The organism is Nitrospira sp. (genome assembly GCA_005116745.1).
Lineage (GTDB): Bacteria > Nitrospirota > Nitrospiria > Nitrospirales > Nitrospiraceae > Nitrospira_D.
Genome location: SWDS01000010.1, coordinates 589,667 through 614,105, shown reverse-complemented (window position 1 = coordinate 614,105; position 24,439 = coordinate 589,667). Strand labels below are relative to the sequence as shown.

At 55.4% G+C, this 24,439-nt stretch carries 25 protein-coding genes (1 of these 25 only partly in view); 15 read left to right on the top strand and 10 right to left on the bottom strand.

Going from position 1 to position 24,439, the window contains the following annotated elements:
- Both E8D52_17670 and E8D52_17665 read left to right on the top strand, forming a co-directional pair.
- Positions 1–297, top strand: partial view of an RNA-binding protein gene (locus E8D52_17670; protein TKB66193.1) — the 3' portion only. It extends 54 nt beyond the left edge of the window; 297 of the gene's 351 nt are visible here — the last part of the coding sequence; its start codon lies beyond the left edge, outside the window; its stop codon occupies positions 295–297.
- Between the two features lie 137 nt (positions 298–434).
- On the top strand, positions 435–1,097 hold the full coding sequence (locus E8D52_17665; protein ID TKB66192.1) for a hypothetical protein: 663 nt from the start codon (positions 435–437) through the stop codon (positions 1,095–1,097).
- 87 nt (positions 1,098–1,184) lie between these two features.
- Here the strand turns inward: E8D52_17665 and E8D52_17660 are convergent, their stop codons facing one another.
- The 6 genes from E8D52_17660 to E8D52_17635 form a co-directional block, all read right to left on the bottom strand.
- Positions 1,185–1,691 (bottom strand): response regulator, encoded by a 507-nt coding sequence (locus E8D52_17660; GenBank protein ID TKB66191.1) that lies wholly within the window; start codon positions 1,689–1,691, stop codon positions 1,185–1,187.
- 80 nt (positions 1,692–1,771) lie between these two features.
- Positions 1,772–3,247: an efflux transporter outer membrane subunit gene (locus E8D52_17655; protein TKB66190.1), complete on the bottom strand. Its 1,476-nt coding sequence runs from the start codon at positions 3,245–3,247 to the stop codon at positions 1,772–1,774.
- A complete protein-coding gene (locus E8D52_17650) occupies positions 3,244–4,233 on the bottom strand; it encodes an HlyD family efflux transporter periplasmic adaptor subunit (protein TKB66189.1) in 990 nt (329 codons plus the stop codon). Before E8D52_17650 ends, E8D52_17655 begins: the two co-directional genes overlap by 4 nt.
- The gene (locus tag E8D52_17645) at positions 4,230–4,949 is read right to left on the bottom strand and encodes an ABC transporter ATP-binding protein (protein TKB66188.1); all 720 of its coding nucleotides are present in this window, start codon (positions 4,947–4,949) and stop codon (positions 4,230–4,232) included. The genes E8D52_17650 and E8D52_17645 overlap by 4 nt, the downstream gene beginning before the upstream one ends.
- A 5-nt stretch (positions 4,950–4,954) precedes the next feature.
- Positions 4,955–6,085: an FtsX-like permease family protein gene (locus E8D52_17640; protein TKB66187.1), complete on the bottom strand. Its 1,131-nt coding sequence runs from the start codon at positions 6,083–6,085 to the stop codon at positions 4,955–4,957.
- 189 nt (positions 6,086–6,274) lie between these two features.
- Entirely contained in the window at positions 6,275–7,777 is a 1,503-nt protein-coding gene (locus tag E8D52_17635) for a fibronectin-binding domain-containing protein (GenBank protein ID TKB66186.1), read from the bottom strand.
- Between E8D52_17635 and E8D52_17630 the strand changes: the two genes are divergently transcribed.
- Both E8D52_17630 and E8D52_17625 read left to right on the top strand, forming a co-directional pair.
- Positions 7,568–9,592 (top strand): hypothetical protein, encoded by a 2,025-nt coding sequence (locus E8D52_17630; protein ID TKB66185.1) that lies wholly within the window; start codon positions 7,568–7,570, stop codon positions 9,590–9,592. The genes E8D52_17635 and E8D52_17630 overlap by 210 nt on opposite strands.
- Positions 9,593–9,810: 218 nt before the next feature.
- Positions 9,811–10,392, top strand: a complete 582-nt coding sequence (locus tag E8D52_17625; protein ID TKB66184.1) for a DUF2059 domain-containing protein — start codon at positions 9,811–9,813, stop codon at positions 10,390–10,392.
- A gap of 205 nt (positions 10,393–10,597) precedes the next feature.
- Here the strand turns inward: E8D52_17625 and hflB are convergent, their stop codons facing one another.
- The 3 genes from hflB to E8D52_17610 all read right to left on the bottom strand — a co-directional run bounded on the left by hflB (position 10,598) and on the right by E8D52_17610 (position 15,955).
- Positions 10,598–12,700 carry an ATP-dependent zinc metalloprotease FtsH gene (gene hflB / locus E8D52_17620; GenBank protein TKB66183.1) on the bottom strand — a complete coding sequence of 701 codons (2,103 nt, stop codon included), beginning with the start codon at positions 12,698–12,700 and terminating at the stop codon, positions 10,598–10,600.
- 358 nt (positions 12,701–13,058) lie between these two features.
- Entirely contained in the window at positions 13,059–14,138 is a 1,080-nt protein-coding gene (locus E8D52_17615; protein ID TKB66182.1) for a hypothetical protein, read from the bottom strand.
- Positions 14,139–14,140: 2 nt separating this feature from the next.
- On the bottom strand, positions 14,141–15,955 hold the full coding sequence (locus E8D52_17610) for an APC family permease (GenBank protein TKB66181.1): 1,815 nt from the start codon (positions 15,953–15,955) through the stop codon (positions 14,141–14,143).
- 618 nt (positions 15,956–16,573) lie between these two features.
- On the opposite strand from E8D52_17610, the gene E8D52_17605 reads away from it, so the two are divergent.
- Together E8D52_17605 and nuoI are read left to right on the top strand one after the other, a co-directional pair.
- The gene (locus E8D52_17605; protein TKB66180.1) at positions 16,574–16,876 is read left to right on the top strand and encodes a hypothetical protein; all 303 of its coding nucleotides are present in this window, start codon (positions 16,574–16,576) and stop codon (positions 16,874–16,876) included.
- A gap of 343 nt (positions 16,877–17,219) precedes the next feature.
- Complete coding sequence (nuoI, locus tag E8D52_17600; protein ID TKB66179.1) at positions 17,220–17,807, top strand: NADH-quinone oxidoreductase subunit NuoI; 588 nt, start codon at positions 17,220–17,222, stop codon at positions 17,805–17,807.
- Between the two features lie 649 nt (positions 17,808–18,456).
- Here the strand turns inward: nuoI and E8D52_17595 are convergent.
- A complete protein-coding gene (locus E8D52_17595; GenBank protein TKB66178.1) occupies positions 18,457–19,332 on the bottom strand; it encodes a helix-turn-helix transcriptional regulator in 876 nt (291 codons plus the stop codon).
- A 400-nt stretch (positions 19,333–19,732) separates the two neighbouring features.
- On the opposite strand from E8D52_17595, the gene E8D52_17590 reads away from it, so the two are divergent.
- The 9 genes from E8D52_17590 (at position 19,733) to E8D52_17550 (ending at position 24,166) form a co-directional block, all read left to right on the top strand.
- Positions 19,733–19,900 carry a DUF1328 domain-containing protein gene (locus E8D52_17590; protein TKB66177.1) on the top strand — a complete coding sequence of 56 codons (168 nt, stop codon included), beginning with the start codon at positions 19,733–19,735 and terminating at the stop codon, positions 19,898–19,900.
- Between the two features lie 43 nt (positions 19,901–19,943).
- Positions 19,944–20,147, top strand: a complete 204-nt coding sequence (locus tag E8D52_17585) for a hypothetical protein (protein ID TKB66176.1) — start codon at positions 19,944–19,946, stop codon at positions 20,145–20,147.
- A gap of 47 nt (positions 20,148–20,194) precedes the next feature.
- Positions 20,195–20,563, top strand: a complete 369-nt coding sequence (locus E8D52_17580) for a hypothetical protein (protein TKB66175.1) — start codon at positions 20,195–20,197, stop codon at positions 20,561–20,563.
- A 79-nt stretch (positions 20,564–20,642) separates the two neighbouring features.
- Complete coding sequence (locus E8D52_17575; protein TKB66174.1) at positions 20,643–20,855, top strand: hypothetical protein; 213 nt, start codon at positions 20,643–20,645, stop codon at positions 20,853–20,855.
- Positions 20,856–20,869: 14 nt separating this feature from the next.
- Positions 20,870–21,538, top strand: a complete 669-nt coding sequence (locus E8D52_17570) for a Crp/Fnr family transcriptional regulator (GenBank protein TKB66173.1) — start codon at positions 20,870–20,872, stop codon at positions 21,536–21,538.
- A 602-nt stretch (positions 21,539–22,140) separates the two neighbouring features.
- Positions 22,141–22,371, top strand: a complete 231-nt coding sequence (locus E8D52_17565; protein TKB66172.1) for a hypothetical protein — start codon at positions 22,141–22,143, stop codon at positions 22,369–22,371.
- A gap of 244 nt (positions 22,372–22,615) precedes the next feature.
- Positions 22,616–22,798 carry a DUF3309 domain-containing protein gene (locus E8D52_17560; protein TKB66389.1) on the top strand — a complete coding sequence of 61 codons (183 nt, stop codon included), beginning with the start codon at positions 22,616–22,618 and terminating at the stop codon, positions 22,796–22,798.
- Positions 22,799–23,105: 307 nt separating this feature from the next.
- Positions 23,106–23,414, top strand: a complete 309-nt coding sequence (locus tag E8D52_17555) for a hypothetical protein (GenBank protein TKB66171.1) — start codon at positions 23,106–23,108, stop codon at positions 23,412–23,414.
- Positions 23,415–23,758: 344 nt separating this feature from the next.
- Positions 23,759–24,166, top strand: a complete 408-nt coding sequence (locus E8D52_17550; GenBank protein ID TKB66170.1) for a hypothetical protein — start codon at positions 23,759–23,761, stop codon at positions 24,164–24,166.
- Positions 24,167–24,439: the final 273 nt, after the last annotated feature.

The following is a 24,439-nucleotide window of genomic DNA, read 5'->3' as shown; positions in this document are numbered from 1 at the left end:
CAGCAATTGAGTGACTTATTCGCGGCCCATGGCGCAGTCGCCTCGGCGAGGATTATTACGGATAAGTTCACTGGCCAATCCCGTGGGTTCGGCTTTGTGGAGATGTCCGCAGACGCTGAAGCCCAAGCTGCTATCACGGCTCTCAATGGGGCAGAGATGGGTGGTCGGACTCTAACAGTCAATGAAGCACGTCCGCAGGAACCGCGCACTGGCGGCGGCGGTGGTGGGGGACGTGGTGGATTCGGTGGAGGCGGTGGTCGGAGCGGTAGCGGTGGTGGAAAGCGCGATCGCTGGTAATCCAATAGCATAGAACTCAGGATGGAATGGGGGTGCCGCAGAATGTGGCACCCCCTTCTTTTTTTATGAGCTGTAAGAGCGGATAATAAAGTGCTGTAGGGAGAGGGCGTACTTCATCACTGGAAGTGTGACCAAGTATGAATAGTGCTCAGTCACCAATTGCATTAGCGGATTTGTCGTCGGCTTCCTTGCTGAGAAGCCCGGTGCTTGTTGTGGAAAACTTTTGGTCATCGGACGAGCGCCAGTTCTTTCGGGGAAAGATGAAGCAGGCGTCCTGGAAAAGCCTTTCCGACCTGCCGCATGTTCAGGAGGACTTTCCGAATTCCGGCAACTGGGCCAAAGCTGAAATTGGCCCAGAGGAAGGGCAGCGATTTCTATCGCGGCTGCAGATTCCCTGCATTCGAGATCATATCGAGTCGTTCCCGAATATCATTGGGCGTCATGTAGGATTCAATTACTATTCCTATTCTGCCGGAGACTGCCTATTAACGCATGACGACACGGATCAGGGTCGGCTCGTAGAAGGCCGCCGAGCGCCAAAGCGTCGGATCGCGGTTGTCACCTACGTTCATGAGGAATGGCAGCCCGATTGGGGAGGGGAGTTGATCATCTATGGGCGACGAGCGGATCGCGCCGAGGGGCCTATCAATCTTATACCGACGCACTGTATTGAACCTCGCCCTGGATCATTGATCATGTTTACTGTTCCTCGATTCCATCGAGTGTGCCGCGTGGACCCTACCGCTGGTGAGCACCGGCGGTTATCGATTGCCGGATGGTTCATGACGGAACATAGCTAGGAACTTCAGAGGGCCAAGGCTAGGTGTAGGTGGATCAAGAGCCAAACCGCTTTCCTTGGTAGGCACAACTGACGTCTCTTTAGGCATTCAACCGAACCAGTCGGTATCGTTGGCTGCGCGTGGCCGGTCCTCTACTCCAAGGGTCGGCGCCGGCTGTGCGAGCACGTTGTGCACGAGGGCGATCAGGCGGTCACGCTCAAACGGCTTTGCCAAAAATGGGAGAGTTCCTCGCTTGATCCCATGGCTGGCAAGGTCCTTATCAGCATTCCCCGACATCAGAATAATTTGGAGACCTTTCCGAATCATGGTTGCACGAATGGCCAGTTCAAGACCGTTAACGTGCGGAAACTGATTGGAGGGCGAGGCAAGTTGAAATCCAGGTGGCGGTAACACGAGATCTGTGAGGAGAAGATCAATCGGACCTTCGTGGTGGGTACAAATCTGAAGCGCCTCCGAGCTGCCGTTGGCCCCTAGTACTGTAAGCCCCGCTCCTTCCAACATTGCTTTGCAGAGTGAGACGATCGGCGATTCGTCGTCGACGACCAAGATGGTCGCCGAACTGCTTAATGGTGGGGTCCTTCGTTGATCTTCCATAAGTTCTCTGTCCCATCATAGTGCCGAGCACGGCATGCGGCGAGGGAAACTCAATTTTCTGCACGTACTCTAGCGCAAGGTCAAGACGGAGGTGTTGGAGAAGCTGGCTCCCATCCTCCGCCCAGCGCCTTGAACAGGCTGACCATCTCGGTGAGGCGGGCTCTTTCGGTGAAGACCAGCTGGTTTTCAGCGGTTAAGACTGCCCGTTGCGCATCCAGCACATCCAAGTAATTGACCATTCCTTTGCGATAGCGGATCTGAGCCAATCGCACAGCCTCCTGCGCTGCGGTCAGTTGTGCTCGTTGATGGGTGAGTTGCTCGCCTCGTGCGTGTACAGAAACCAGCAGATCAGCAACTTCTCTGAAGGCCTGTAGGATGGTCTGCCGGTAGCTCTCCAGCAACTGCCGGTACTGGGACTCGGCCTGATCAAGACGTGCTAGGTTGGTTCCTCCCTGGAAGATGGGCAAGATGACCGATGGGCCGATACTGTAGTTGAAGCTGTTGCCGGTAAACCACTTGGCGAAGTCCGTGCTTTGAAGTCCGCCTTGCCCGGTAATCATGAGAGTCGGGAAGAAGTAGGCGCGGGCTTGACCGATGCGGGCATTGGACGCGATGAGTGTCGCTTCTGCTTGGAGAATGTCCGGGCGCCGCTCAAGCAGCTGAGAGGGAAGTCCCACTGGAATGTCTGGTTGAGCGATGATGGCACGAAGAGGTGTGCGCGCGAGGTCGAGCGACCCGGGCGCCATTCCGGTCAAGACTTCAAGTCTGTGCGATTCGATGGCCCGTAATCGTGTCAGGTCCGGGATAAGACCGGCTGCTTCAGCTACGAGTATTTCGGTCCGTCTGACGTCGAGCTCTGACGCTAATCCAACTCCCGCACGTTTTTGGATGATCTCGAGAGATTCTTGCCGGACAGCAAGGGTGCGTATGGCAATATCAAACTGCTCATCCAGTTCTCTGATGCGAAAGTAAGACTGCCCCACTTCGCTAATGAGCGAGAGCGCAACGGCGCGGGCGTCTTCTTCGATCGCTTTGGTCTCTGCCTGCGCGGCCTCGCGACCGCGTCGGATACGGCCCCAGAAGTCAATTTCCCAACGAAGGTCCATCGCGCCGTTCCAGAGGTCGAAGGTCGTTCCTGGCGTTGCGAAAATCGATGAACCTGGACGCTGGCCCGTCGCCAATCCCAGCCCTGCTAAGGTGTTCTCAGATACCGCGATGTTGGTGTAAGAACTGGAGAGGTTCAAATGGGGGAAGAGGCCAGCCGTGGCGGACATCACAGAGGCCCGGCCCTCTACGATTCGAGCGACTGCGCGTTTCACGTCGTGGTTCTGCTGCAGAGCCCGTTCGATTAGTTCCGAGAGTTCGTCATTCTGAAACGTCTTCCACCAGGTAGCCTCTGGTCCACGATCGGATGCCACTGTGGCGGCGATGGGAGCGAGTCGGGACCAGCTGTCCGGTGTCTCTGTCTGAGGGCGCTGGTAGTCGTTCCCTTGTACGCAAGCACCCAGGGCTAACGTCGCAACGATGGTTCCAAGAGTGGTCGTCGTGAGGCTCACGACGACTGCTCCATAGGGACAACGGGAGAAGGTGGTGTTCCAGCAGGCGTGCTTGAGGAACGCCGTTCAATGAACACATCGACCTGTTGCCCAGCATAGACTGGGAAGGACGGGCGTTCGAATCGATAGATGACTTGTAGCACTCTTGTGTCGACTCGTTCCGTATTCTCGCCTGTGAGCGATCGCTTTGGGATCACATAGGGCTCGATCCGCACGAAGGTCAGGGGGATCTTCCGATCGGCCAACGACCTGACCGAGGCCGTGCCTCCAGCTTGTGGCATGACGAGTGGGGCGTTCACTTCGTCGATGTCGGCACGGACTTGCAGTTGCTCCGTCTCGCCCAACAACATCAGCGGCTCGGTCGATCCTAACGTCGCATATTCTCCAGCTCGAATATTGACTTGAAGAATCGTCCCATGCCGTGGAGCACGGACGGTCAGTCGATCCAGTAGAATCGTGACTTCATCTCGTTGAGCCATGGCCTGTCTGAGGTTGGCTTGAAACCGCTGGGCGCCACGTTTGGCTATCTCAAGCGCGTACCATGTGCGTTTGAGATCATCCTCGCTCACGGCCCGCTCATCGTGGACTGATTGGAGGCGCCGTAATTGAGTCGCGAGATCGCCGATTTTGTATGTCTGCTCATCAAGCTGCGCCTGTAGGGGAGGGATAGCGGCTTCACGGGTCAGGAGTTGCGCGCGCAGTTCTCGATCATCCAGCTGGAATAGCGGAGCCTGTTCGATGACCTGGTCGCCGGCTTTCACCAACACCTTGATAACCAATCCGGCGACCGGGGGCGCAACGCGGACGTTTTCGTTCACCGCTTCAATAATGCCGGAAGCCGCCACCGTCTGTTGGTATGGCGATCGAGGCGGGGCCGAGAGCGGCAGAGGCATCGGGTCTTTCTTATTGGCGCCCATCAAGACCCAGGCGGCGAATCCCACCCCGGCTAGAGCCAGCCAGACGCTCATTCGTTTCATGACGATCATACGGTTCCTTCCTGCTGAATTTGCTCGATGTTCGTAATGCGTCCATCCGTCAAATTAGCCATCCGGTCGCCGAAGTGGAAGATACGGCTGTCGTGTGTAACCACGATGACGCAGCGATCTCGGGATCGCCCCACTTCCCGCAGCAGTTCCATGATTTTCTGCCCATTCGGCCCATCCAGCGCCGCAGTTGGTTCATCACAAATAAGCAAGCGCGGTTCGTTGACCAGGGCTCTGGCGATCGCGACGCGTTGCTGCTGCCCACCCGAGAGGTTCTTGGGTAGGAAATTCACTCGGTCCCCAAGACCGACACGGTCGAGCATCGCGCGTGCTCGACGCAGGGCCTCAGGGCGTCTAATCTTCTGGATCAAGAGCGGTACTGCCACATTCTCCTCGGCGGTCAGTGCGGGAAGAAGATTGAATTGTTGGTAGATGAATCCCATCGTTTGACCTCGGAACCTCGTGCGTTGACCAGGTGGCAGTGCGCTCAGCGGTACACCGAGCACGTCGATGTCACCGTCATCGATGTCGAGAATGCCAGCGATAGCTGACAGGAGCGTGGTTTTTCCTCCCCCTGATTCACCGACGAGTAACAGGAGCTCGCCGAGATAAATATCGAGGTCGATGCCTTTGAGTACCGTGACCTGCGTATCACCGGCACCAAACGACTTCACGATACCGCGTGCGCGGACAGCCGCTGGTTGTGTGTCGTCGTTCATGTTGCTCACCGAAAGACAATCGCCGGTTCTAGCCGAGCGAGTTTAATGATGCTGATTAAAGCTGAAAATGTGCAGATAACGAGGAGGGCGACGAGAACCAGGAGCAGCAACTGCCAGGTCTCGGCGAACGGCAGTCCGCCACCACTAGCCGTCAGATATCCGAACACGGTGGCGAGTCCTATCCCGACTCCGTAGCCGGTGAGTCCCACGGTAAAGGCTTGCAAGAGAATCATCCTGGCCAGCGTAAATGTCGAAGCGCCCATGGCTTTGAGGGCGCCGAACTGGCGGAGATTTTCGACTGTGAACAGATAGAATGTTTGTCCTGCAATCGCCATCCCGACGATGAATCCCAGCAGAATCGTCGTGCCAAAATTGATACCGATGCCGGTGTTTTTGAGCACCCATAGGATTGTTTTCCATCCGAAGTCTTCCTCGGTGAATGCGCCCAGACCGGTCTGGGTACGGATGCGTTGGATCACGTCTGCAACTGGAACACCATCCTTGGCTTTTGCCAGCACGTAAGAAAGCGTACGGCGCTCGCGCGGAACATAGCGGACCGCGCGTTCATAGGTGGTATATACGACGGGGATATTCGTGAAGCTCTTCTGGATTTTTGCAATCGCCACGACGCGGGCAAGTTTGTCGTTCAACTCAAAGATGGTACCCACCGTGACAACTGTCGGACCGCCCATTCGTTCTACAGCCCACTGATCCAGGACTACGGCATCTGGTTGTAGAATGTCTTCGAACCGGCCTTCTAGAACTTCGGCGGGACGTCCGATCAATGTGGCTGATTCGAGTCCGGTTAAGGTGATCTGATGATAGTCCCCATTGGCCAGGCGGGCTCGGAGGAGCCCCTTGTACAGTGGTACGGCCCATTCCACACCGTCAATGCTTCTGACGCGATCGACCGCTGTGCTGGCGATGGGCTTTACTTCATCTACTTGCGCAATACCAGGATCCGTGACCCAGATCGGTACATTGAGATTGGTGATGTTGGCTTGAGACCACATCATAAGGCCCCAGAAAATAGAACCCTGTTGAACGATCAGCATCACGGCGAAGGTTAAGCCGCAGAGCAGCATGAGGTATTTAGCGCGATCACCAAAGAGCATCTTGAGCGCGACATAATTCACCGTATGGTCTCCGACTCGCGGTGATTAAGTGGAAAACTCCAATCCAATGGAGCTGAAGCAATCGTACCTGATCATACCAATGAAAAAATAGGCGCCGATCATGGCAGCAGGGCTACGGCACCACAGTGTGCATAGGTTGAGGTCGTAGTATTGGAACTGAAGAGTGAGAAATTGGCGAGGATTGAGCAGTTACTCCTGGCTCTTTCGACTTTTGAGTAATTCAAGTCTGGTCTTGTCGAGACTGATGTGCAGCGATTTCTCTTGAGTCACGATCACCGCACCTGGCGCCTGTCCCTTCGCTTTCTTGACCCACTTGCGCCGCGTGTAGATGACTTCGCCTTTGCCGCTTTTCTTCAGATCGCTGTAGAGCAGGGCCAGGGTTGCTGCGTCGCGAAGTGTTTCCGGCGGAGGATCTGTCCCCTTTCCTAATCGAACAACGACGTGCGATCCAGGCGTCCCTCGAGCATGTAACCAGAGATCGTCGCTCTTGGCCAGCCCAAACGTCAGCTCGTCATTCTCTCGAGCGTTGCGTCCGACAAAGATCGGCATCCCGTCAGTCGAGGTAAACCGACGGAACGGGCCACGGCGCTGATCAGTGGTGCGAAGTTCCTTGTGGACGGCCATGTTCAGACGTGCAGGAGGTACGGCGGGTGGGGTCCAGCTTCCTTGCTCGATATGCGTGAGCTCCTGGCGCAGCTTTTCGAGACCATGTTCGGCGCGCTCGATACGCGGCTTGAGTTCACGCTCAGCGGCAAGATATTTGCGGTGTTTTCGAAAGTAGTCGTCCATATTGCCCTGGGCTGATTTTATCGGGTCGAGCGGAATCGTGATGGTGGGGAGCTTGTCATCGAAGTAATCTGTCATCTCCATACGATCGGCTCCCTTCGTGATCGTACTGAGATTGGCCTTGATCAATTCTCCATACCGGGCATAGTCGTGATAGGCGGTAGCTCGTGAGAGGTCGTTCCGCCAGGCCGCAATGAGTCGCTGCTCTTTCTTGAGGGTTTTCTTGAGGACGCGCAGACGGTCTTCTTGTATCCGGTCGGCGGCTCGTGAGGTTTCCTGTTTGCGGTAATGCGCATCGATTGCTTCTGAAACAGGGAGCATGCCTCCGCTCGTACGTGCGAAACGGCTGGGCACCGTATCGCGGGCGGCGTTGCGTTGAGGTGGTGAGGCATAGGCCTGTCCGGCGCGCGTGTGTTGACGAGAGAGCTCTCTCAGTACGCGGCGTTCGGCATCAAGGACCAGGATGTTTGCCTTGTTGCCGGTCAATTCGCATACGATACTGTGCGCGCCTTCTTTCCCAGTAATCTGCAATTCAACGATACGGTCATTCCCAATCTGATGAATATCGTCGATCCTCGCTCCTTGGACATGGGCTCTGAGAAACTGGCAGAACGGTGGAGGTGTTGGAGGATTGACTGGCGAGTGGGTAGTGAGGTGCACGCGAGCGGTGTCTGGTTGGCAGGAAAGCAACAGTCGATGGGTCTGTCCCGGTATGCGCACGTCCAGCACCACGGTATGGTCTGTGGGCTGCTGAATCTTCTGAATCCAGCCACCACGAAGGAGAGGGGAAATCTCCGTCAGTACCTCTGTCACATCCGATACCGTCAACATGAGGAGTCCATCCCATCGTCGGCCTGTCGTCTCACCGCGCCTCGATGTGGTCGCGTGAGAACAATCTGGGCACATACTGTGTGCACTTCTTCCGTCCGCACTGTACGATCTGCCATAAAAACCCGCAAGAGTGTCAGTAAGGTTTCTGGCATCATCACAAACCGCTCAGCTATTCTCGCGATTTCCCCAGGCGGCGTAGGGGCCAGAAGAAGCGGCTGGGCTGCATCGCCACTGCAGCGTGGCATCGCTGTCTGGCCTCTCGCTTGCGCTCACTCTCCCGCTACGCTAGAGTTCCTCCAGCATCTTTTGGATACTCATTTCACCATGCTCCTTCTCGATTCACAGCGACTTGCGCAATTACGGGATGAATTTCGCCTCTCAATGCGGCGGTTGTTTGTCGATCTGTGCCAAGAAGTGCATGCCCACCATGCTGATCTGGCCAGAGAATTGGGGCTTCCGACTGGCTTCTTTGACAGCCTCCATTCCAGCCTTCAGCCGAAGGCCTATTCCAACTGGAAAGTCGTCGGATGGATCGAGACGCTGAATGACCTCGTGTATCTCTTAGATGTGCTCCGTCAGCTACAGAGTGAGCAGGATCTGCCAGAGTTTGCAGCACAATTGTTGAACGAATGTCAGGAGAAGTTTTTTGAGCATGGCTATCTGGATGACCTCTTTCCCACGGGCCAACCTCATGTGCGTGGATTGGAGAAGCGCCTGTTCGCGCTGTGCCAGAGATTGGCACAGGAATTGACCCGGGAGGCCCTCTGGCTCGATCCGGCTGTGGCGGTGAAGTGGCTCCGTCAGCGGAAGATGAAGCGGTGGGATGTATCAGGAATGCTCTCTAACAATTTCGAGCGTAGCGAAATTGCAGGAACCGTCTCCGTTGATATCTCGGGAGCCTGGTGCCAGGCGCCCAAAGAAGTGCCACGACTGTTACGCCAATCGGAAGGACGTGTCTTGTTTCGAGTGGAGTCCACCAGCATCACGTTGAAGGCCGGTAAGGTGGTGTCGCCAATCTGGTCGGATGGGGGAGGAGTAGGACGCTGGCAGTGGGCGTACCATCCACCAATCGTTGTGCCTTCTAGCGGCGACGATTCCATCACCGTTGGGCCGACTCTTGTCTATGGGAAGAATCGCCAGCCAAGAACAGTGAAACCGACCGATCAACGACAGGTCGAACGGATCACCTGCGCGTGGCAGACCATCCAGCTGGCTTGGCCAGAGGGACATGCGCTCCTAGCCGTACTCACTTCTCGCGTTATTCCGCTTCAGGCGAAGGGGGTGGTCAGTTTCAGCTATCGGCATCGCCCGGGACTGTCGTTCATTAACTGTTTTGATCGGGGCAACCTGGATCTGATTGATGACCTGATCCATGAGAATAGCCATCACCATTTGAATCTCCTGTTGCGAAAACATGTCATGTACCGTGGGGACCACAATCAGCAGATCTTTTACTCGCCGTGGCGACGGAGCCTACGTCCACTTCGGGGCATTCTTCACGCCACGTTCACGTTCACCATGGGTGCGCTCTTATTCCAGCGGCTTTCGTCCTGGGCTACGGGTCGAGGCGGGGCGGCGAGATGGAAACAGGTTGGTCTGACACAGCGAGACTTGCAACGGGCTCGATTTCGCTGTCTGGAAGAAGTCGCTTCTGTCCGGTACTCGCTCCAAGACCTGCACTATGCGGATCACCATCTCGGGTGGCTCACCGGTTCAGGCCGGCGATTGGTCGTGCAGCTCACCGAAGCAATTGAGCATGTCGAGCGTGAAAGTGAGCGATTCAAGCGCGAAGTGTCTCGTTCAGTGTTTAGATCGGCCCTGCGGAAACACAGTACAGAACTTCAACAAGCCCGCCAAGCCTATGGGCCGATGCGATTGCGTCCAACTTAATCCACCTTGATTCTATCGTCTGTTCTTTCACTGAAAAAGAGGAGCAGGCAATAGCGCCATCTCACATCGGTGAGCGGATGTAACGGACCATCCTATTGATTAGCTTCCATCCCCAGGCCCTATGCCTGGAGAGTTGAGCGACGCCTGACGATCGAACATTCTATATTCCTTGACGATCGGTTTGTACGATGTAGACTCGACGGTAAGAGGTGAGGACTATGCGTCAATTCAAGGTCACGCATGATGCGAAAGCTGTTCTCGTGGTGTGGTGGTGTCTCGTGACGATTGGTTCCGGTGTGATGGCCGTGGATGAAACGGCTGCCCTTGAGAACACAAAAACCATCAAGGTCGAGAAGCTGCTGACGCTCATTCGAGTCTCGGAGCTCGAGGCGGAATATGACGCGCTGACCCAGAAATATGTGAGCGAATATGAGCAACAAATAAGAAAGTCTATCGGGAGCACCTATTCCAATCTGACTGGTGAAAAAAAGAAGGAAATCGAACGGCTTCTTGACGCATTCTTGCAGGACATCAGAAAATCAATCGGGCAGGTTGAGTCCCTCCACGACCATTTGAAGCAAGCCTATTCGAGGAGTTTCGGTGAAGACGAACTGGATCGCCTCATTGCGCACTATTCCTCCCCTGTAGGTGAAAAAGATGCAGGTATGAAGAAGAGTGCCGCCATCGAATACAACAAGATGTGGACGGAGCAATTCATGAATCAATACAAGGCCCGAGTCGAGAAACTGTTTCAGGTCGTCGCCGTGGTTGCAAAGGGCAAGGGAAAGCAGGGAGCCTAGTATCCATAACCTATATATTGCCGATACCACCAGCACCAGCCGACTCTGACCAGGATATGATTGTCGTTGGTGTCATTAGCTAAGCTACTTGCTCTCCAATCTCCATCTCACGCAGCTTGGCAAGAATCTGTTCGATGGTGTGACGAAGACGTGGCATGCAACCCTCCTTCGGTCCGACCCTCACCGTGGATCTCGGTCCGTTGTTCTATGATAGTCGCGCTGCTGACTCCTCACGGGAGGAGTCAGCACTCCTGCTGCCAGCGCCGGGGTGAGGCAACATTCCAGTCTCTAGGGCCGGCGCATGAGGGAGCCCCGTCACATCGAGAATCTCCTGTTCGTTGAGGGTCTCGCGAGCGAGCAAGGCTTCGGCAAGCACATCAAGTTGCTTACGATGCGCACTGAGAAGTCGCCGGGCCTCGTCGTAGCTCTCGCCGATAATCTTGAGCACTTCGGCGTCGATGACTTGAGCCGTCTCCTCGCTGAACGGCCTCGCATCTCCGTACCCGTTTAGGCCGCTCAGGTAGGGGTTTTCCCTTGGCGCGAGCTGTACGAGGCCAAGCCGGTCACTCATGCCCCAACGCGTGACCATTCGGCGGGCGAGCCCGGAGGCTTGCTCAATGTCGTTTTCGGCCCCCGTGGTCCTGGTCCCGTAGACAATTTCCTCGGCTGCCCGCCCTCCCAGCATGCCAACAATCTTCGCGCGTAAATAGGCTTCCGGATAGTTGTAGCGGTCGCTGTCGGGGCGCTGATAGGTGACGCCGAGAGCCTGCCCGCGTGGCACGATCGTGACCCGGTTCACTGGATCGGCGCCAGGGACCACGAGACCGAGGATGGCATGTCCACCCTCATGGTAGGCGATCCGTTCTCGGTCCGACCGGCTCATGAGTATCGGGCGTTCTGGGCCGAGCACGATCTTCTCGAGCGCGTCGAGGAAGTCCTTGTGGCGGACCTCTTGTTGGTCGCGGCGAGCTCCCAGTAATGCGGCCTCATTGACGAGATTCTTCAGGTCGGCCCCTGAGAGCCCCGGCGTCATTGCTGCCAGGTTTCCCAGTATGGCGTCGTTCGCGAGCGGGACATGGCGGGTATGGACTTTCAGGATCGCCTCTCGTCCTGTCCGGTCTGGGAGATTCACCACGACGCGCCTGTCGAAGCGCCCGGGTCGCAGGAGCGCTTTGTCTAAGACGTCCGGCTGGTTGGTTGCCGCCAAGACGATGATGCCTTGCCGACTCGAGAACCCGTCCATTTCGGTCAAGATCTGATTCAAGGTTTGTTCCTGCTCACTGGATCCGCCAATTGCCACCTGCCCGCGTGCGCGCCCGATGGCATCGAGCTCGTCGATGAACACAATCGCAGGGGCATTCTCGCGCGCCTCTTTGAAGAGATCTCGTACCCGCGCTGCGCCTACGCCTACGATCATTTCCACAAACTCCGCGGCGCTCATCGAGAAGAAGGGCACCCCCGCCTCTCCTGCCACAGCTTTTGCGAGCAGCGTTTTCCCGGTCCCCGGCGCGCCCACCAGCAGCACGCCTTTTGGAGCCGTCCCTCCGAGACGGGTGTACTTCTTGGTATCTTTGAGAAAGTCCACGATCTCGATCAGCTCGTTTTCAGCTTCGTCGATGCCGGCAACATCCTCGAAGGTGACCTTCGCAGTTTGCTCCTGGTCATAGCGGCGGGCTCTGCTCTTGCCCATGCCCATCAGTCCTCCGCCCATCATGCCGCCGCCTTGCTGCGCAGCCCGACGGAAGAGCCAGATATAAAAGCCGATGAAGAGTAGGCCTGGGCCGAAGCTAAAAAAGATCGTCGCCCATGGGTTCCCACCTTCTTCAATAGGTTTCGCACTGATCTCGACCCCGTTCGTGATTAAAAATTGTTCCAAGCTTGGGTCTACGAAAGAGGGCAAGGTAGTCGTGAAGACACTGATGGGTTTCGGCGCGCTGCCGGAGACCGCACCACGCTCGTCTGTGGTTTTGACCTCGCCACTCGACGCCGTACCCTTTTCGCCCACCGGCGGATAGGTGAGCGCTGCCGTGAAGCGGCCCGTGATGGTGTCCCCCTGACTGTAGATCGCCGCAACGTTGTGCTTCCCCACTTCCTGCTTAAAGAAGGTATAGGACACGGTCCCCGGCGCGTCCGGGCTCGGGATCAGAAACCGGCTGACCAAGAAGTTGGCGAGCAGGATGAGGACGAACCAGAGCCACGTCTTGCCTGGCGGCACCTTTGCCTGCTCAGTATTCTTTTGGGCACCAGGCCCACTGTGGAGGCGGCTGGTTGGTGTGAAATTTCGCGTCTGCTGTTCCGTCACGCTCATGGTGACCTCCTCAGACGCACTCGTTAGTAGTCAGCGGAGATTTGTGCAGTCCTAATCAACCCTAGCATTTCCTCTCTCGCATAACAAGTTCACTGTGGTGCTCCGATTAAACTGTGGACAGGGAATATGCGACGGCGAAGTTGCTGGAAGCGCATGCAATCCTTTCAAAACGATCATGACAGGCGAAGTCCGTGGATCTTGTCACGGAGGAGCAGGCAAGTCTTGGAAGCGAGTGAATTCTATGCAAGCTTGATGTTTGCGTACGTTGAGCCTCTGAGCGAGGCGACCTGCCTGCGCGAAGCGCTCCGGCGAAGGCAGGGAACGCCGCCGCCGGAATTTGCAGCAGCCTGCTAGTTGTCTACGGTTCCACCGTCACGTCTACAAACACGGGTAAACTGTCTGCACCTTTCCTATCTGTCACGCGTAATTTAAATCGATACATTCGTGGCTCCGAAACAGCTGGTGCCAGGAAGGAGGCCTCGGAATTGTTAGCGTCGAGCAGCGAGACTTTGCTGCCGCGCACTTGGTCCCAGCTGTAGTAGAGTGCTTCGCCTTCTGGATCACGGCTTTTGAGTCCGCTCAGTTTCACTCTGGATCCTGCCTTGACGGACTTGTTCGCTCCGGCATCGGCAACCGGTGGTTCGTTCGGCTCCTCATTCACATTCACGTCTACATCAAGTATGGCTTGTTTGCCGCAATTGGTGACGGTGATGGTGGCTTTGCCGTTGCCGACGATCTGTAAGAGGCCCCCCGGCAGGACTTTAATGACTTTTGGACTTGAAGACTCATAGTTCGTCCCGCTGGCCGGTGTGCTGATGCGCCGGGTGATGCCATCGGTAAAGTCGGCGACGACGGGAAGCTCAAAGACCTTGCCCAGTGAATCGACATGGCCGAAGGCGGATGATTGTCCAGCCCGGCCCAGTTGCAAAGGCTTCTCCGTCTCGAAATCGATTGTGGTGAGAGCTGCAGAGGGTTCCACCGTCACGATCACTTCATCGAAGACAGATCTGGGCCCTAATCGTCCACGAGAGATTTCGGCCACCGCCAGAAGACGCATCGGTCCAATGCGATCGTGCGGAACTTTGAGTGGGCCGCCAAAGGGTGGGCTCTGATCAGTTGATCCAATCAGCGCCACTGGCGAGACGATCGAACCGGTGGCTGTCGAATCATCTTGTTCCACCAGGGTATCGTCTTGTTCGCCGTACCAATAGTAGCGGACCTTCACGATACCGGTGTCCTTCCCAGGATCGACACGCGCGATCACGGTGCTTCCCGCAGTCAGGGTGGATCCTGCTGCCGGGGTTGTGATGGTGAAGGCGAATGACTGCTCGGTCAGAAAATTAAAGACAAGTGCAAAAGCTAAAAAGTTGGCAAGGAGGGGAGGGAAGAGGCGGTTCTCAAACTTTTCACGTTTCACTTTGAATTGTTTACGGTTCACGCTTATCGCGTCAGGTGATAGGGAACGTCGATGAGAATCACTCGATCTTTGAAGAGCAGTGCCGCTTTCAGCATCAGAGCCCGCTGATTGTGCAAGATGTTCTGCCACCACCTCGCCGGAAGAATTTCAGGGATCACGACGGTGATCCAGGCATCCTGGTCCTTCTCGAGCACTTCTTCAACGTAGTCCAATAACGATCCCAGGACTGAGCGGTAGGGCGAGGAAATGGCAATCAAATTGACGCCACCTCCCCATTGAGCCCACTGCATTTTGACTTTGGCACTTTCTACTGGATCGACGTCAACGAACACGGCGCGAATTTCACCGGGCCGGCTTCTCGCATAGTCCAACCCACGGATGACGGCGCGATTCAAGCCGCTGACCGGAATGATCACGATATTGCGCCGAGGCAAGGGGGGGCGTTCACCTCGACGGTCCAGTGCGATCTGTTCGGTGACGGCCTTATAGTGGGAGCGAATCCCTTGAAACATGAGGAGGAGGATCGTGATGAGCAGGAAAACAATCCAGGCGCCCTGCATGAACTTGGTGCTAGCGATGATAACCGTTGCGATACCGGTCGTCACGGCGCCGACTCCATTGACAATCAGTTTTGTCTGCCAATGGGTCCCTTTCTTGACGAGCCATTGTTTTACCATGCCGGCTTGAGAGAGCGTAAATGACAGGAACACGCCGATGGCATACAACGGAATCAGTGCGTGCGTATCGCCTTCGAACACGACGAGCAAGAGGCAGGCGAGGAACCCCAGGATGATGATGCCGTTTGAGAAAACTAGGCGATCGCCGAACGTGGCCATCTGATGGGGCATGAATCCATCGCGGGCCAGGATCGACGCCAGGTGTGGAAATCCGGCGAAAGCGCTGTTGGCCGCTAACACCAACAAGGCCATGGTGCCGATCTGTATGGCGTAGTAAATGGCACCGGTGCCGAACGTCACACGAGCGAGTTGGGAGATCACCGTTTCATCCACCTTGGCCAGGATGCCATAGTGAAAGGCCATCCAGCTGATGCCCATGAACAGCGAAGCCAGGATGGTCGACATCCAGATCATGGTCGTCGCGGCATTTTTTGATTCTGGTGGGCGAAAGGCTTTGACCCCGTTTGAAATGACCTCCATGCCGGTGACGGCCGAGCAGCCCGCCGCAAAGGCGCGGAGCACTAAGAACAGGGTCAGTGTTTCGGCCTCGACAGGGCTGGGCGGGATAGAGGGTGCTCCAGCGCTGGATAACGATCGAGCTGTTCCCACGACGACAAGAATGCCCAATGCTCCGATAGCGAAATAGGTTGGAATGGCGAAAAACTTGCCGGATTCCCGAACTCCACGGAGATTCATGACGATCATGAAGAGAATGGCGACCAGTCCCAGGGCTTCTCGGTGGATAAACAGACTTGGGACCGCCGAAGTAAGAGCGGCAATACCGGCCGCAACGCTGACGGCCACCGTTAAGACGTAGTCGATCATCAGCGCCGCCGCTGCCACCAGAGCCGGCCGATCACCGAGGTTGGCTCGTGCGACGACATAGGCACCGCCTCCTTCCGGATACTCGTAGATAATCTGGCGATAGGAGATGGTCAGGACCAACACGAGGAACAGAATTGCGAGACTGACGGGGATCGACCAGGTGACCGCTGCAGCTCCGGCGAGGATGAGCACCAGCAAGATTTCTTCCGTGGCATAGGCGACGGAAGAAATCGCGTTCGATGAGAAGATGGCAAGGGCGATCGTTTTAGAAAGCCGTTCGTGCCTTGCCTGGGCGGTCTTGAGAGGGTCGCCGACGAGCCAGCGCTTGAGAATCATGGCGTGATTATCGCACAAACTTCTTAGAGGGTGAATGTTCAGTTGCTCTCGACGATAGGTCGAAAGACTCATGGCCGGAGCAATTATATTTCAGATGACCACGCCAGCGCTTCCGAAATCGTTCCTCTGTTGGAAAAAGTCCTACGAGACAAAAATGAAGCGGTTTGGCTAGGGCAGCCGACGTGGGGACTGCGTATTGGAACAGAAGCAATAGGTGCCGGATATCTCCTCTTCATGCACTCATGTTGCTCGTCTGAAAAAGAAATATAGCGCTATCGAATCAGTGCGTTACAGGGCAGGCTCCATTCTGAAGCATTGACAGCAACAGTGGGGACTTGTAGGCTCATGCCATGACGTTCAACGCAACGTCGACTGTCCCATCTCTCGCGCTCCCATCCTTCCCGCGCGTCTGATTCCCCAGTCTCCGCAGCTTCTTCGACATCGTGAGTCTCATTAGGTCAGGCGGTGCAAGATGCGAACGCCGCATTCCACAGACTTCGTGTCTTCTGTGCCCATTCACTGGGTATGGAATGTCGCGGGTCACCTGCGCTCCATCGCGTGGGTCTGCCCTGAAGTGTCCGAGCAGAGGTCCCTAACACATATGAGGAGGTCGTCACCATGAGAATTCCAACGATCACAAGCTCTGGAGTTGTCGTCTTAACCGTGGTGCTGTTTGCCGCATTGTCGATACGGTCAACTCAACCTGTCCAAGCGGCAGATCTGCTCGTGGAAAGAGCTGTGGGGGTCGCTCCGTTGGCCGAGCGTGGCGTTACGGCCTCGGGTGCTGTGGAGGATACGTTCAAGGCCTGCATGGCCAGAATTCCTGTGCTCGCCAGTGCCGGGCAACGCATGTTGGCTGAACAAAGCTGTGCAGGTGAAGATGAAGTGAGGAAAACGCTGCGATCGGCACCGAAATTCTGAATGTTGATCGCGGGAGAGTCATGATAGCCGACCGCCGCTTCATGGACCTGCTTGGGCTGAAGAAACTGAGGCGAAGCCTGAGGAGAGGTGAACAAGCAAACTCGAAGTGGTACTGAACACGAGGTGAGCACTATGTATCAGATCTATAGCTCGGTTGGGATTATCGTGCTGTTGTGGGGAATCACGATTTGGGCCTCGATCCCAGTGGAGCAGAAAGGTCGGTGGTAGTGAACTGTTACGGGGCGCTCCTTCAGTCGATGGCCTACCAGTGTGTCAACGTCCGTCGTGCTCCCTTGGAGAAGTTGAGTTAGCGTCACGGAGTCGAGAGGGCGAAGGGATTATCATGGAAAGAATACGCCTGAGGCTGAATGAGAGATTGGCAAGGCTGTATCGTGGATTCAAGGCTTGGGTCAAGTTGATTACCTTCTATGAGCTTGCTGTGGGGATGAAGTCGACGATGAGCCATCTCATTCACTACAAGCCGATCACGCTGCAGTATCCACACGAGAAGCGGGTGTTGCCTGATAACTATCGCGGTATGTTGGCCTTGCTGCGGTATGACGATGGTACCGAGAAGTGTGTCGGGTGCGATCTCTGCGAAGCCGCCTGTCCCTCTCGCGTCATCACTGTGGTGAGTGCCGAAGTGCCGGAGGAGCCGACGAAGCGATACGCACGAGAGTATCGGATGGACATGACGCGGTGTTTGTTCTGTGGGCTCTGCGTCCAAGCCTGTCCGGTCGATGCGCTTGCGATGACGAAGGAATACGAGTGGGCGGTGTACGACAAGCGGGACTTGCTTCTCAATAAACAGCAGTTGTTGGCGATCGGAGATCGCACGTTTCTGACGCGCGAGAAACGGCTGGAGTTCCAACATCCGAATCTGGCGGTCTTCAATGTTGCCTCATCGAACCATCCAGCCAAGGCGTGCTAGTTGCCTGAAAGGAGGCCTGACATGATCAGGCCGTGGGACTTCATGGTGGAGGTATGGTGGTATTGTCTCCCTCGAACTACAGCTGATTCCGTGTATGCGTGTCTGATCTGGAATGCGACATTGAGAAGGGTGTTGTAATGAAAACCCACGGAGGTGGCATGCAGTGTCTACGTTGCGGCGGCCTCTTGATCGCTATCCACATGAGAGACATGGGGCAGCCTCCGATATCTGGGTGGCGCTGCATGCTCTGTGGTGCGATAACGGACCCAGGGATTGAGAGCAACAAGGTGAAACCCAGTCTGCCGACTCAGAACAGTGCCCGCCTTCCAGGGTCGTCTCCGGCCAGGTCCAAGAAACCCCGTGCGTGATGATCCTCTCTGTGGTCGGACTGAGTGATTCGAACGATGGTCCATGGAGATGGGATTTGAGCGTGCCTGTCTGATTTCTGGGTGTGGGTATCGTGCTGGCGATCATCGATGCACACACGAGCTGTTGATGTACCGTGAAAGGCAGTCATGAATAGGTGGCGTGATTTTCGACGTAGTATGGCTACCGAGTTGTTCTTGCTTGCGTATCTGATCGCATGGGGCGGGGTTCTGCTGGTGACGTATATGCTGACAACATAACCACGCGCCAACCTGGTGTGCCATTATGCGGGGATTTTCTTGGTCGGAGACTGGAAATGCAGCGGATCTCTGAGGCTCTGAAGCTCGCGGTAATAGTAGAGTGGCGTTGGTTGTTTATTCTTGAAGGTGAGTGCGCGCAGAAACAGGAGTTCCTCTTCGCTCACATCCCCACTCAGCAAGGGGTCTTGGAGAAAGTTCTTCAGCCCAGGCTCCTCTCCTGAGATCTTGCCCGGTCCTCGTTCCATAAACTCGAACGTCTTATGGTGTCCCGGTGCTACTCGACGGTTCAGAGCAATCTCAATACAAAAGGTGGCAAGGTCGATATCCCAGGATTCGAGCAAGGGGTTGAGGAACGCAATGCTGTTCTCGTTCGAGAGATCGAAGATCGTCGTATCTAAGAACTCCAGCACGGTGACGCGCATCTGTGGGTAGCTTTTCTTGCTCAGCCGAGCCATCTTGCGCATCCATGTCGGATTGTCGAGTTCCTGCTGAGCGACACTTTTGACGACGCCCAGCAGCTTCTGTGTGACGAGCCGCTCGAGTTCGCCGAAGTGTTGTTTTTCAAAAATCGAGCGGATCTGCCTGGCCTTTGAGGGATGACACTTCCGGAGGATCAATTCCCGCACGTTGTGCAGTAAAGGAGTCGGCTGGTCTCCAAGTCGTTGTCTGAGTTGTTCGAGGCGCTGCTGATCGGCGAGTTTAGCCAGTTGCCCATCAGGCAATTTCAATGCTCGTTCGATTTTCTTGTACATGTCGGTCCGGTTCGGCGCGGGCGGGAGTTTTTTCTGCGTCAGCAGCTGTGAGATGTACGACTCAGTCACGTGAGCCGCACGGGCGAGGTCTCGCTGCCCGAGTTTCAATTCTTTCAAGCGAGTCCGGATGAGCAGTGCAATGGGCATGAATAATTTCCTTGTGCGGGGATTAATGAAATATGGTTAATATTATGAGATCAAGGAGTGCTTGACAATATAATACTTGACTTAATTTAGTTAATACTCCTACACTGGATTATGCGTGATAGGAGAGGGAATCATGGTCGAGATTCTTCCTCCCTGACGTTTGAGCTACCCTGACTGTATTGTTGCTTGCACTCCCTTTTTCTTTCCTGCGCAACCGTTTCAGCAATCTCAGTCGCTTCGACGCCACAGAGTGTCTTCAGGCCATGATCGGTTCCTACAGCCTTTGTTTCTTGGCTCGGCCTGCCAGGGGCACGTGATGGCGTTGCCTGAAGTGAGGATAAATCCAAGGGTGTGCAGAGAACGTTCCCCAAAGCGTCGGAACACTTGAAAGGAGTCCAAGATGGTGGGCTATGCCGCGATATTCTTATGTCTGGGATTGATTGCCGGAGGGTTGCATTGGGCTGGAATAGCCACGGTCGCGACTCAGAGTTCCTGGACTCTGTTTGCGGGCGGGATGGTATTGCTGATGATCCACGTGGTAGCGGGACGCACCGGCCGGGTGTTCTAAACGATTACATCCATTGAGGAGATGCACAGATGAGAGAGGGGTTATGACAACAGAAGAACAGATCTCGAAGATGAAGAAAGCGATTGCGCAGGCTATCAAGGTGATGGGAGACCGGTTTGGATCGACGGAGCAAGATGTCGAACGGGCTATCCAGGAGCTGAAGGCATCGATGCAGGGGACGGTGGAGCCTAGTCTTTCTATAAAACCCGTGCCGGGGGCAGCCACCCCGTCACCTCAGGTGGTGTAAGTCGCATTGAGGCGTCCGTGTGTCTGTAACTGGAAGGAATATGAAGCATGACCGTTCAATCTACCGTTCATAGTCACATCGACATCACGGATGCGTTGGCTCGATTGTACGTCTTCTTGGCGCAAAGCATAGATCGTTGTGTGAGCGAGGCTGCTCGTATCAACTATTTAGAGGCAGACGTACAGTCGCATCTCGCCTCGACCAAGGCAACTGTCTTGGACATGCTGGCTGTCAACCAGGTGGTCCAGGCAAAGGTCCAACAGGAATGTGATCGTGTGCATTCGCTTATCATGACCTCCCTTGAGGACGGTGTCGAGAAGGAGTTTGCGCTGGATGCGCTGAAGGCGGAGCGGGTCGTGTTGAAACACAAGACCATGGCATTGAGCGATTTGCTCGCGGTGTTTCGGGCTGCATGACAGAGTAGAGGGCCCATTCGCTGTTGGATGCTTCGGCGTGATGCTGAAGTCATTGGTAGGCATTGCAACGGAGGATATCATGAAGAACACACAGCAGACCTATGTATTGACACTCGATTCATCGTCGAAAAATGGTCTTCGACTGTGGCAGGGGCAGAGCATCCATGCTCTGCGCCATTGTTCGGTCAAACAGATCGGCCAGGCATTGAGAGAAATGCAACAGAATGTGGATAGCCTGCAGGCTCCCGCCCCGTCGTCTGGCGGATCCTACTCCCTGAACCGCGGCCGCTAAGAGGAAGGCGAGTGATGGTACGCATACGCACGCCGTTCAATCTGGACAAATTTCTCGATAAGATCGACAAGGGCATTCGAAGTCTCTCGTCCCCCAAGGATGGTACTCTCTATTCACAGGGGGATACGGCTGATGCCGTCTTCTACATCCAGGCGGGCAAGGTGAAAGTGACCGTGCTCTCGGAGCATGGCAAGGAAGCCGTCGTGGCCATTCTTGAGCGAGGTTCGTTTTTAGGCGAATCCTGCCTCGTGGGTCAACTCATTCGTACGGCGACCGCATCCACCCTGGAAGACACCCGCATTCTTCGTATCGAGAAAACCGCTATGCTTCGCCTGCTTCAAGCGCAGCCCGAGTTCGCCTCGGCGTTCATGTCCTATGTACTGAAGCACTCAATCCGTGTCCAAGAGGATTTGGTGGATCAACTGTTTAATTCCAGCGAGAAGCGGCTGGCGCGTGCGCTGCTGTTGTTGGCCCACTTTGGGAAGGAAGGCAAGCCGGAGACGGTCATTGCGAAGATCAGTCAGGAAACCTTGGCTGAAATGGTCGGCACCACCCGCTCGCGCGTCAGCTTCTTTATGAACAAGTTCCGCAAGCTCGGGTTCATTGACTACAAAGGTGGGTCGCGCCGGAATGGCGGATTGCACGTGCATAGTTCTCTTCTCAACGTCGTCCTGCACGACTAGAGTTTGCCCTCTGATTCTGTTGCTTTGATTCAGTCATGCGACACCTGGCTACGTTCAGCCTCGCCTCCATTGTGCAATCGTTCCCTAGTGAGCAATTGTGAACAGACTGCGGCCGGCTACTCCCGTATGCTTACCCCTAGTGAGGTAGTCGTGGATACTTCCGGCGCAAGAAGAAGTGTATGTGGAGAACTTGCCCAGTCTCGTGAGGGACTGAGCGTGATGGCGAGAGGTCATGTGACGTCCGTGTCTGGTGTGTCATATGTGCGCCATTGGCGCAGAAGGAGGACCTATGGTCTGCCAACGCTGTCGAGGGCTATTAGTATGCGAGACCTTCGATGATCTGAGCAGCGGAACAGACTCTCTCTACAGGGCTACACGCTGCATCAATTGTGGGTGTATCGAGGATGCCGTCGTTCGTGCAAATCGTTTCCGCCGTTCGGAGAACATGCGGGTGACCCCGCGCAGGAGGGTCAGGACGAGGGACGTTGAACGCATCACGATTCCCTCGGAAGTGTATGCATCGCTCCGATGAGCATTCGCTGCTGCGGCGAATGCATCTGGAAGGAGCTAAACCTATGGCGGGTAGTAAGGAGGAGGCAAGGATGAAACTCGAGAAGCACGACGTATCAGGTGTATCCCAGACTTCGGCGAGCGTCATGAACGGTGAGGAGAGTCGGCAGTCCGTTCGCCGCAGGCCGGCCGGTCGGACGAGCAGGGTGCGGGAAATCGATTGTATGTTGGCCGATATCCAGGCGCACATGCAGAGACTTCGGCGGGAGCGAACCCATCTGGGACTTGTGCGGGATGAATTGAACTGTACGGAAGCCAAGTAGAACTGCCTGAACAATGCGACGGCCAGTTCTATTATCGTGATTGTGGTCTACCGCCTTGCCTCTTTCTTCGTCTGAGCTGTTTTGACCAGATTATCAGCTGGCCTCTCGCTATGCTGGAGTCTAGGTGCCCAGTCGTCTCTCATCCCGTGATAGCAGACATCCGTCCGGCGAGCCGAAGTTGTGACGGTGGCCTGTATGGCCACAGAATAATCGAGTGCGCGGTGAATGTGCGAACATAAGGAGAATCAAGATGAGTACTATTATTATTGTCGTATTGGGTGTGTTGTGTGTCGGCGTACTTCCGATCTGGTCGTACGGCGGAACCTGGGGATATATCCCCAGCGGCGGGCTGGGTTTCCTCCTCGTGGCTCACACTCTTCTGACTCTGATGGGCCGGACGGACCGGACGGCAACTGTCAAGCCGTAATGGGCGTGAGCGTTCGTAGTTGAGTAGGCCTCTGTTGGCGGATCTCGGTTCATACCGGTGACACGTTCCGTCAGACGTCACTCTGCTTTAAGTGGTGGTGCCGCGCAGGTTCTCAGGGATATGGCTCGTCCTTGGGATCTTACGTATGGCCTGTTCAAAGGCTAGAGGGCAGGATGATGACCTACGACAAGATCAAGGATCAGATTATCACGAGGTCGAAAGAAGGCAACCGACAAACAATCAGGACGCGGCGAATCTGACAGCGGTCAGAGCACGTAGCCCGCAAGGAACCGCAAAGGAGGAGAATATGCAGAACAGATCTCGGACCTCCAGCATGATCGTGACGGCATTCTTTATGGGATTTGGTCTGGGAGGGCTCTCTCTGCACTATGCAGCTGCCCAAGGAATCTTTGGGCTTTCGACGTCGGTGAGCCAGCTCGGTAGTGCGTTGGTGGATATGCAGAAGAATGTCGACGATCTTCAAAAGAATATGGGGACAGTGAAACAGGTCAAGGAGCAGCTGAGCAGTCTGTCTCCACAAGGTGATAGCACTCCTGGAGGAGACCTCCTGAAAAAAGGTGGCGCTTCGTTGAAGGACATGAAGCTGAAATTCTGAGTCGCATGACGCGAACACTTTGGGGAACTCACCGTTGTCGACCCGCTAAAAGGTGCGCTTGAACCATCGGTGAAGGAAGGCATACGGATACCAAAGAAATAAGGCAGACGCGTAAGCCTAGGGTGTCGTTCCCAAGAGTCTCGTATTGGTGTAAGCGAAGGAATGAGTAGAAGCAGGGTACGGTGACAGAAGTCCAGGTCAAGCCACAGTGTGAGAGAGGTCTGAATGGAAGGCGGAGCGAATTTCGAATAGCCAATATCCGGGGTACGTGCGGTATGTAGTCCCATTGAATCTGGCAGACCGCGTGCAAATGACTTTCCACTATCTCGACGACGGAGGATCACATGTCTATGTCTAGGCACTTGCTAGTTCTTGCAATCGTTATTGGATGTCCCTTGTCAGGCTTCGCCCAATTCATGGATCGGGGTGAATATGTGGAGGTGTTGAAAGGTGTGAAGCTATGTTCTAATGCCACCCTGGACACCTCGAACGGGATACTCGATCCGGAGAATCGTTTCTGGCGCGTCACGAGCAACGCGCGAGGGAATGGCACACAGACTGTGGACGCATTTGTCTTCGAAAGTGCATACGATCGCAAAAGCGGCAAGACCACAATCGAGGAACGCCAATACGATGACGGTTATGCCACGTTGTTTAAGCGAGCCCTGGAGCACAAAGGGATGCTGTTGATGGTCAGTCCAAGAGATGGTCAAGTCGAAGCGACCGTCGAGATTTGTGGAAAGAAGAAATAGCGTGTCGGTTCCGGTTGCAATGACCAGTCTGGGTACCGGGAGATCATGGTGAGCGGCGAACTGTTACTACGAGATTGTAGATGGTGGGGGTGGCCCATGAGGAGATGGGAGAGAGCGCGGAGCTCTGTTAGGGAAGGCCGGAATAATTATGAGTTTCCATTAGCCAGCGCTCAAAACTCAGAGGAATCCGGCTGGCTCCTATACGGCATTTGGAATTAGTCAGACATTTCCGAGGTTGGAGGGCAGGAATAGGCGTGTTCTCTAGAGTGTACC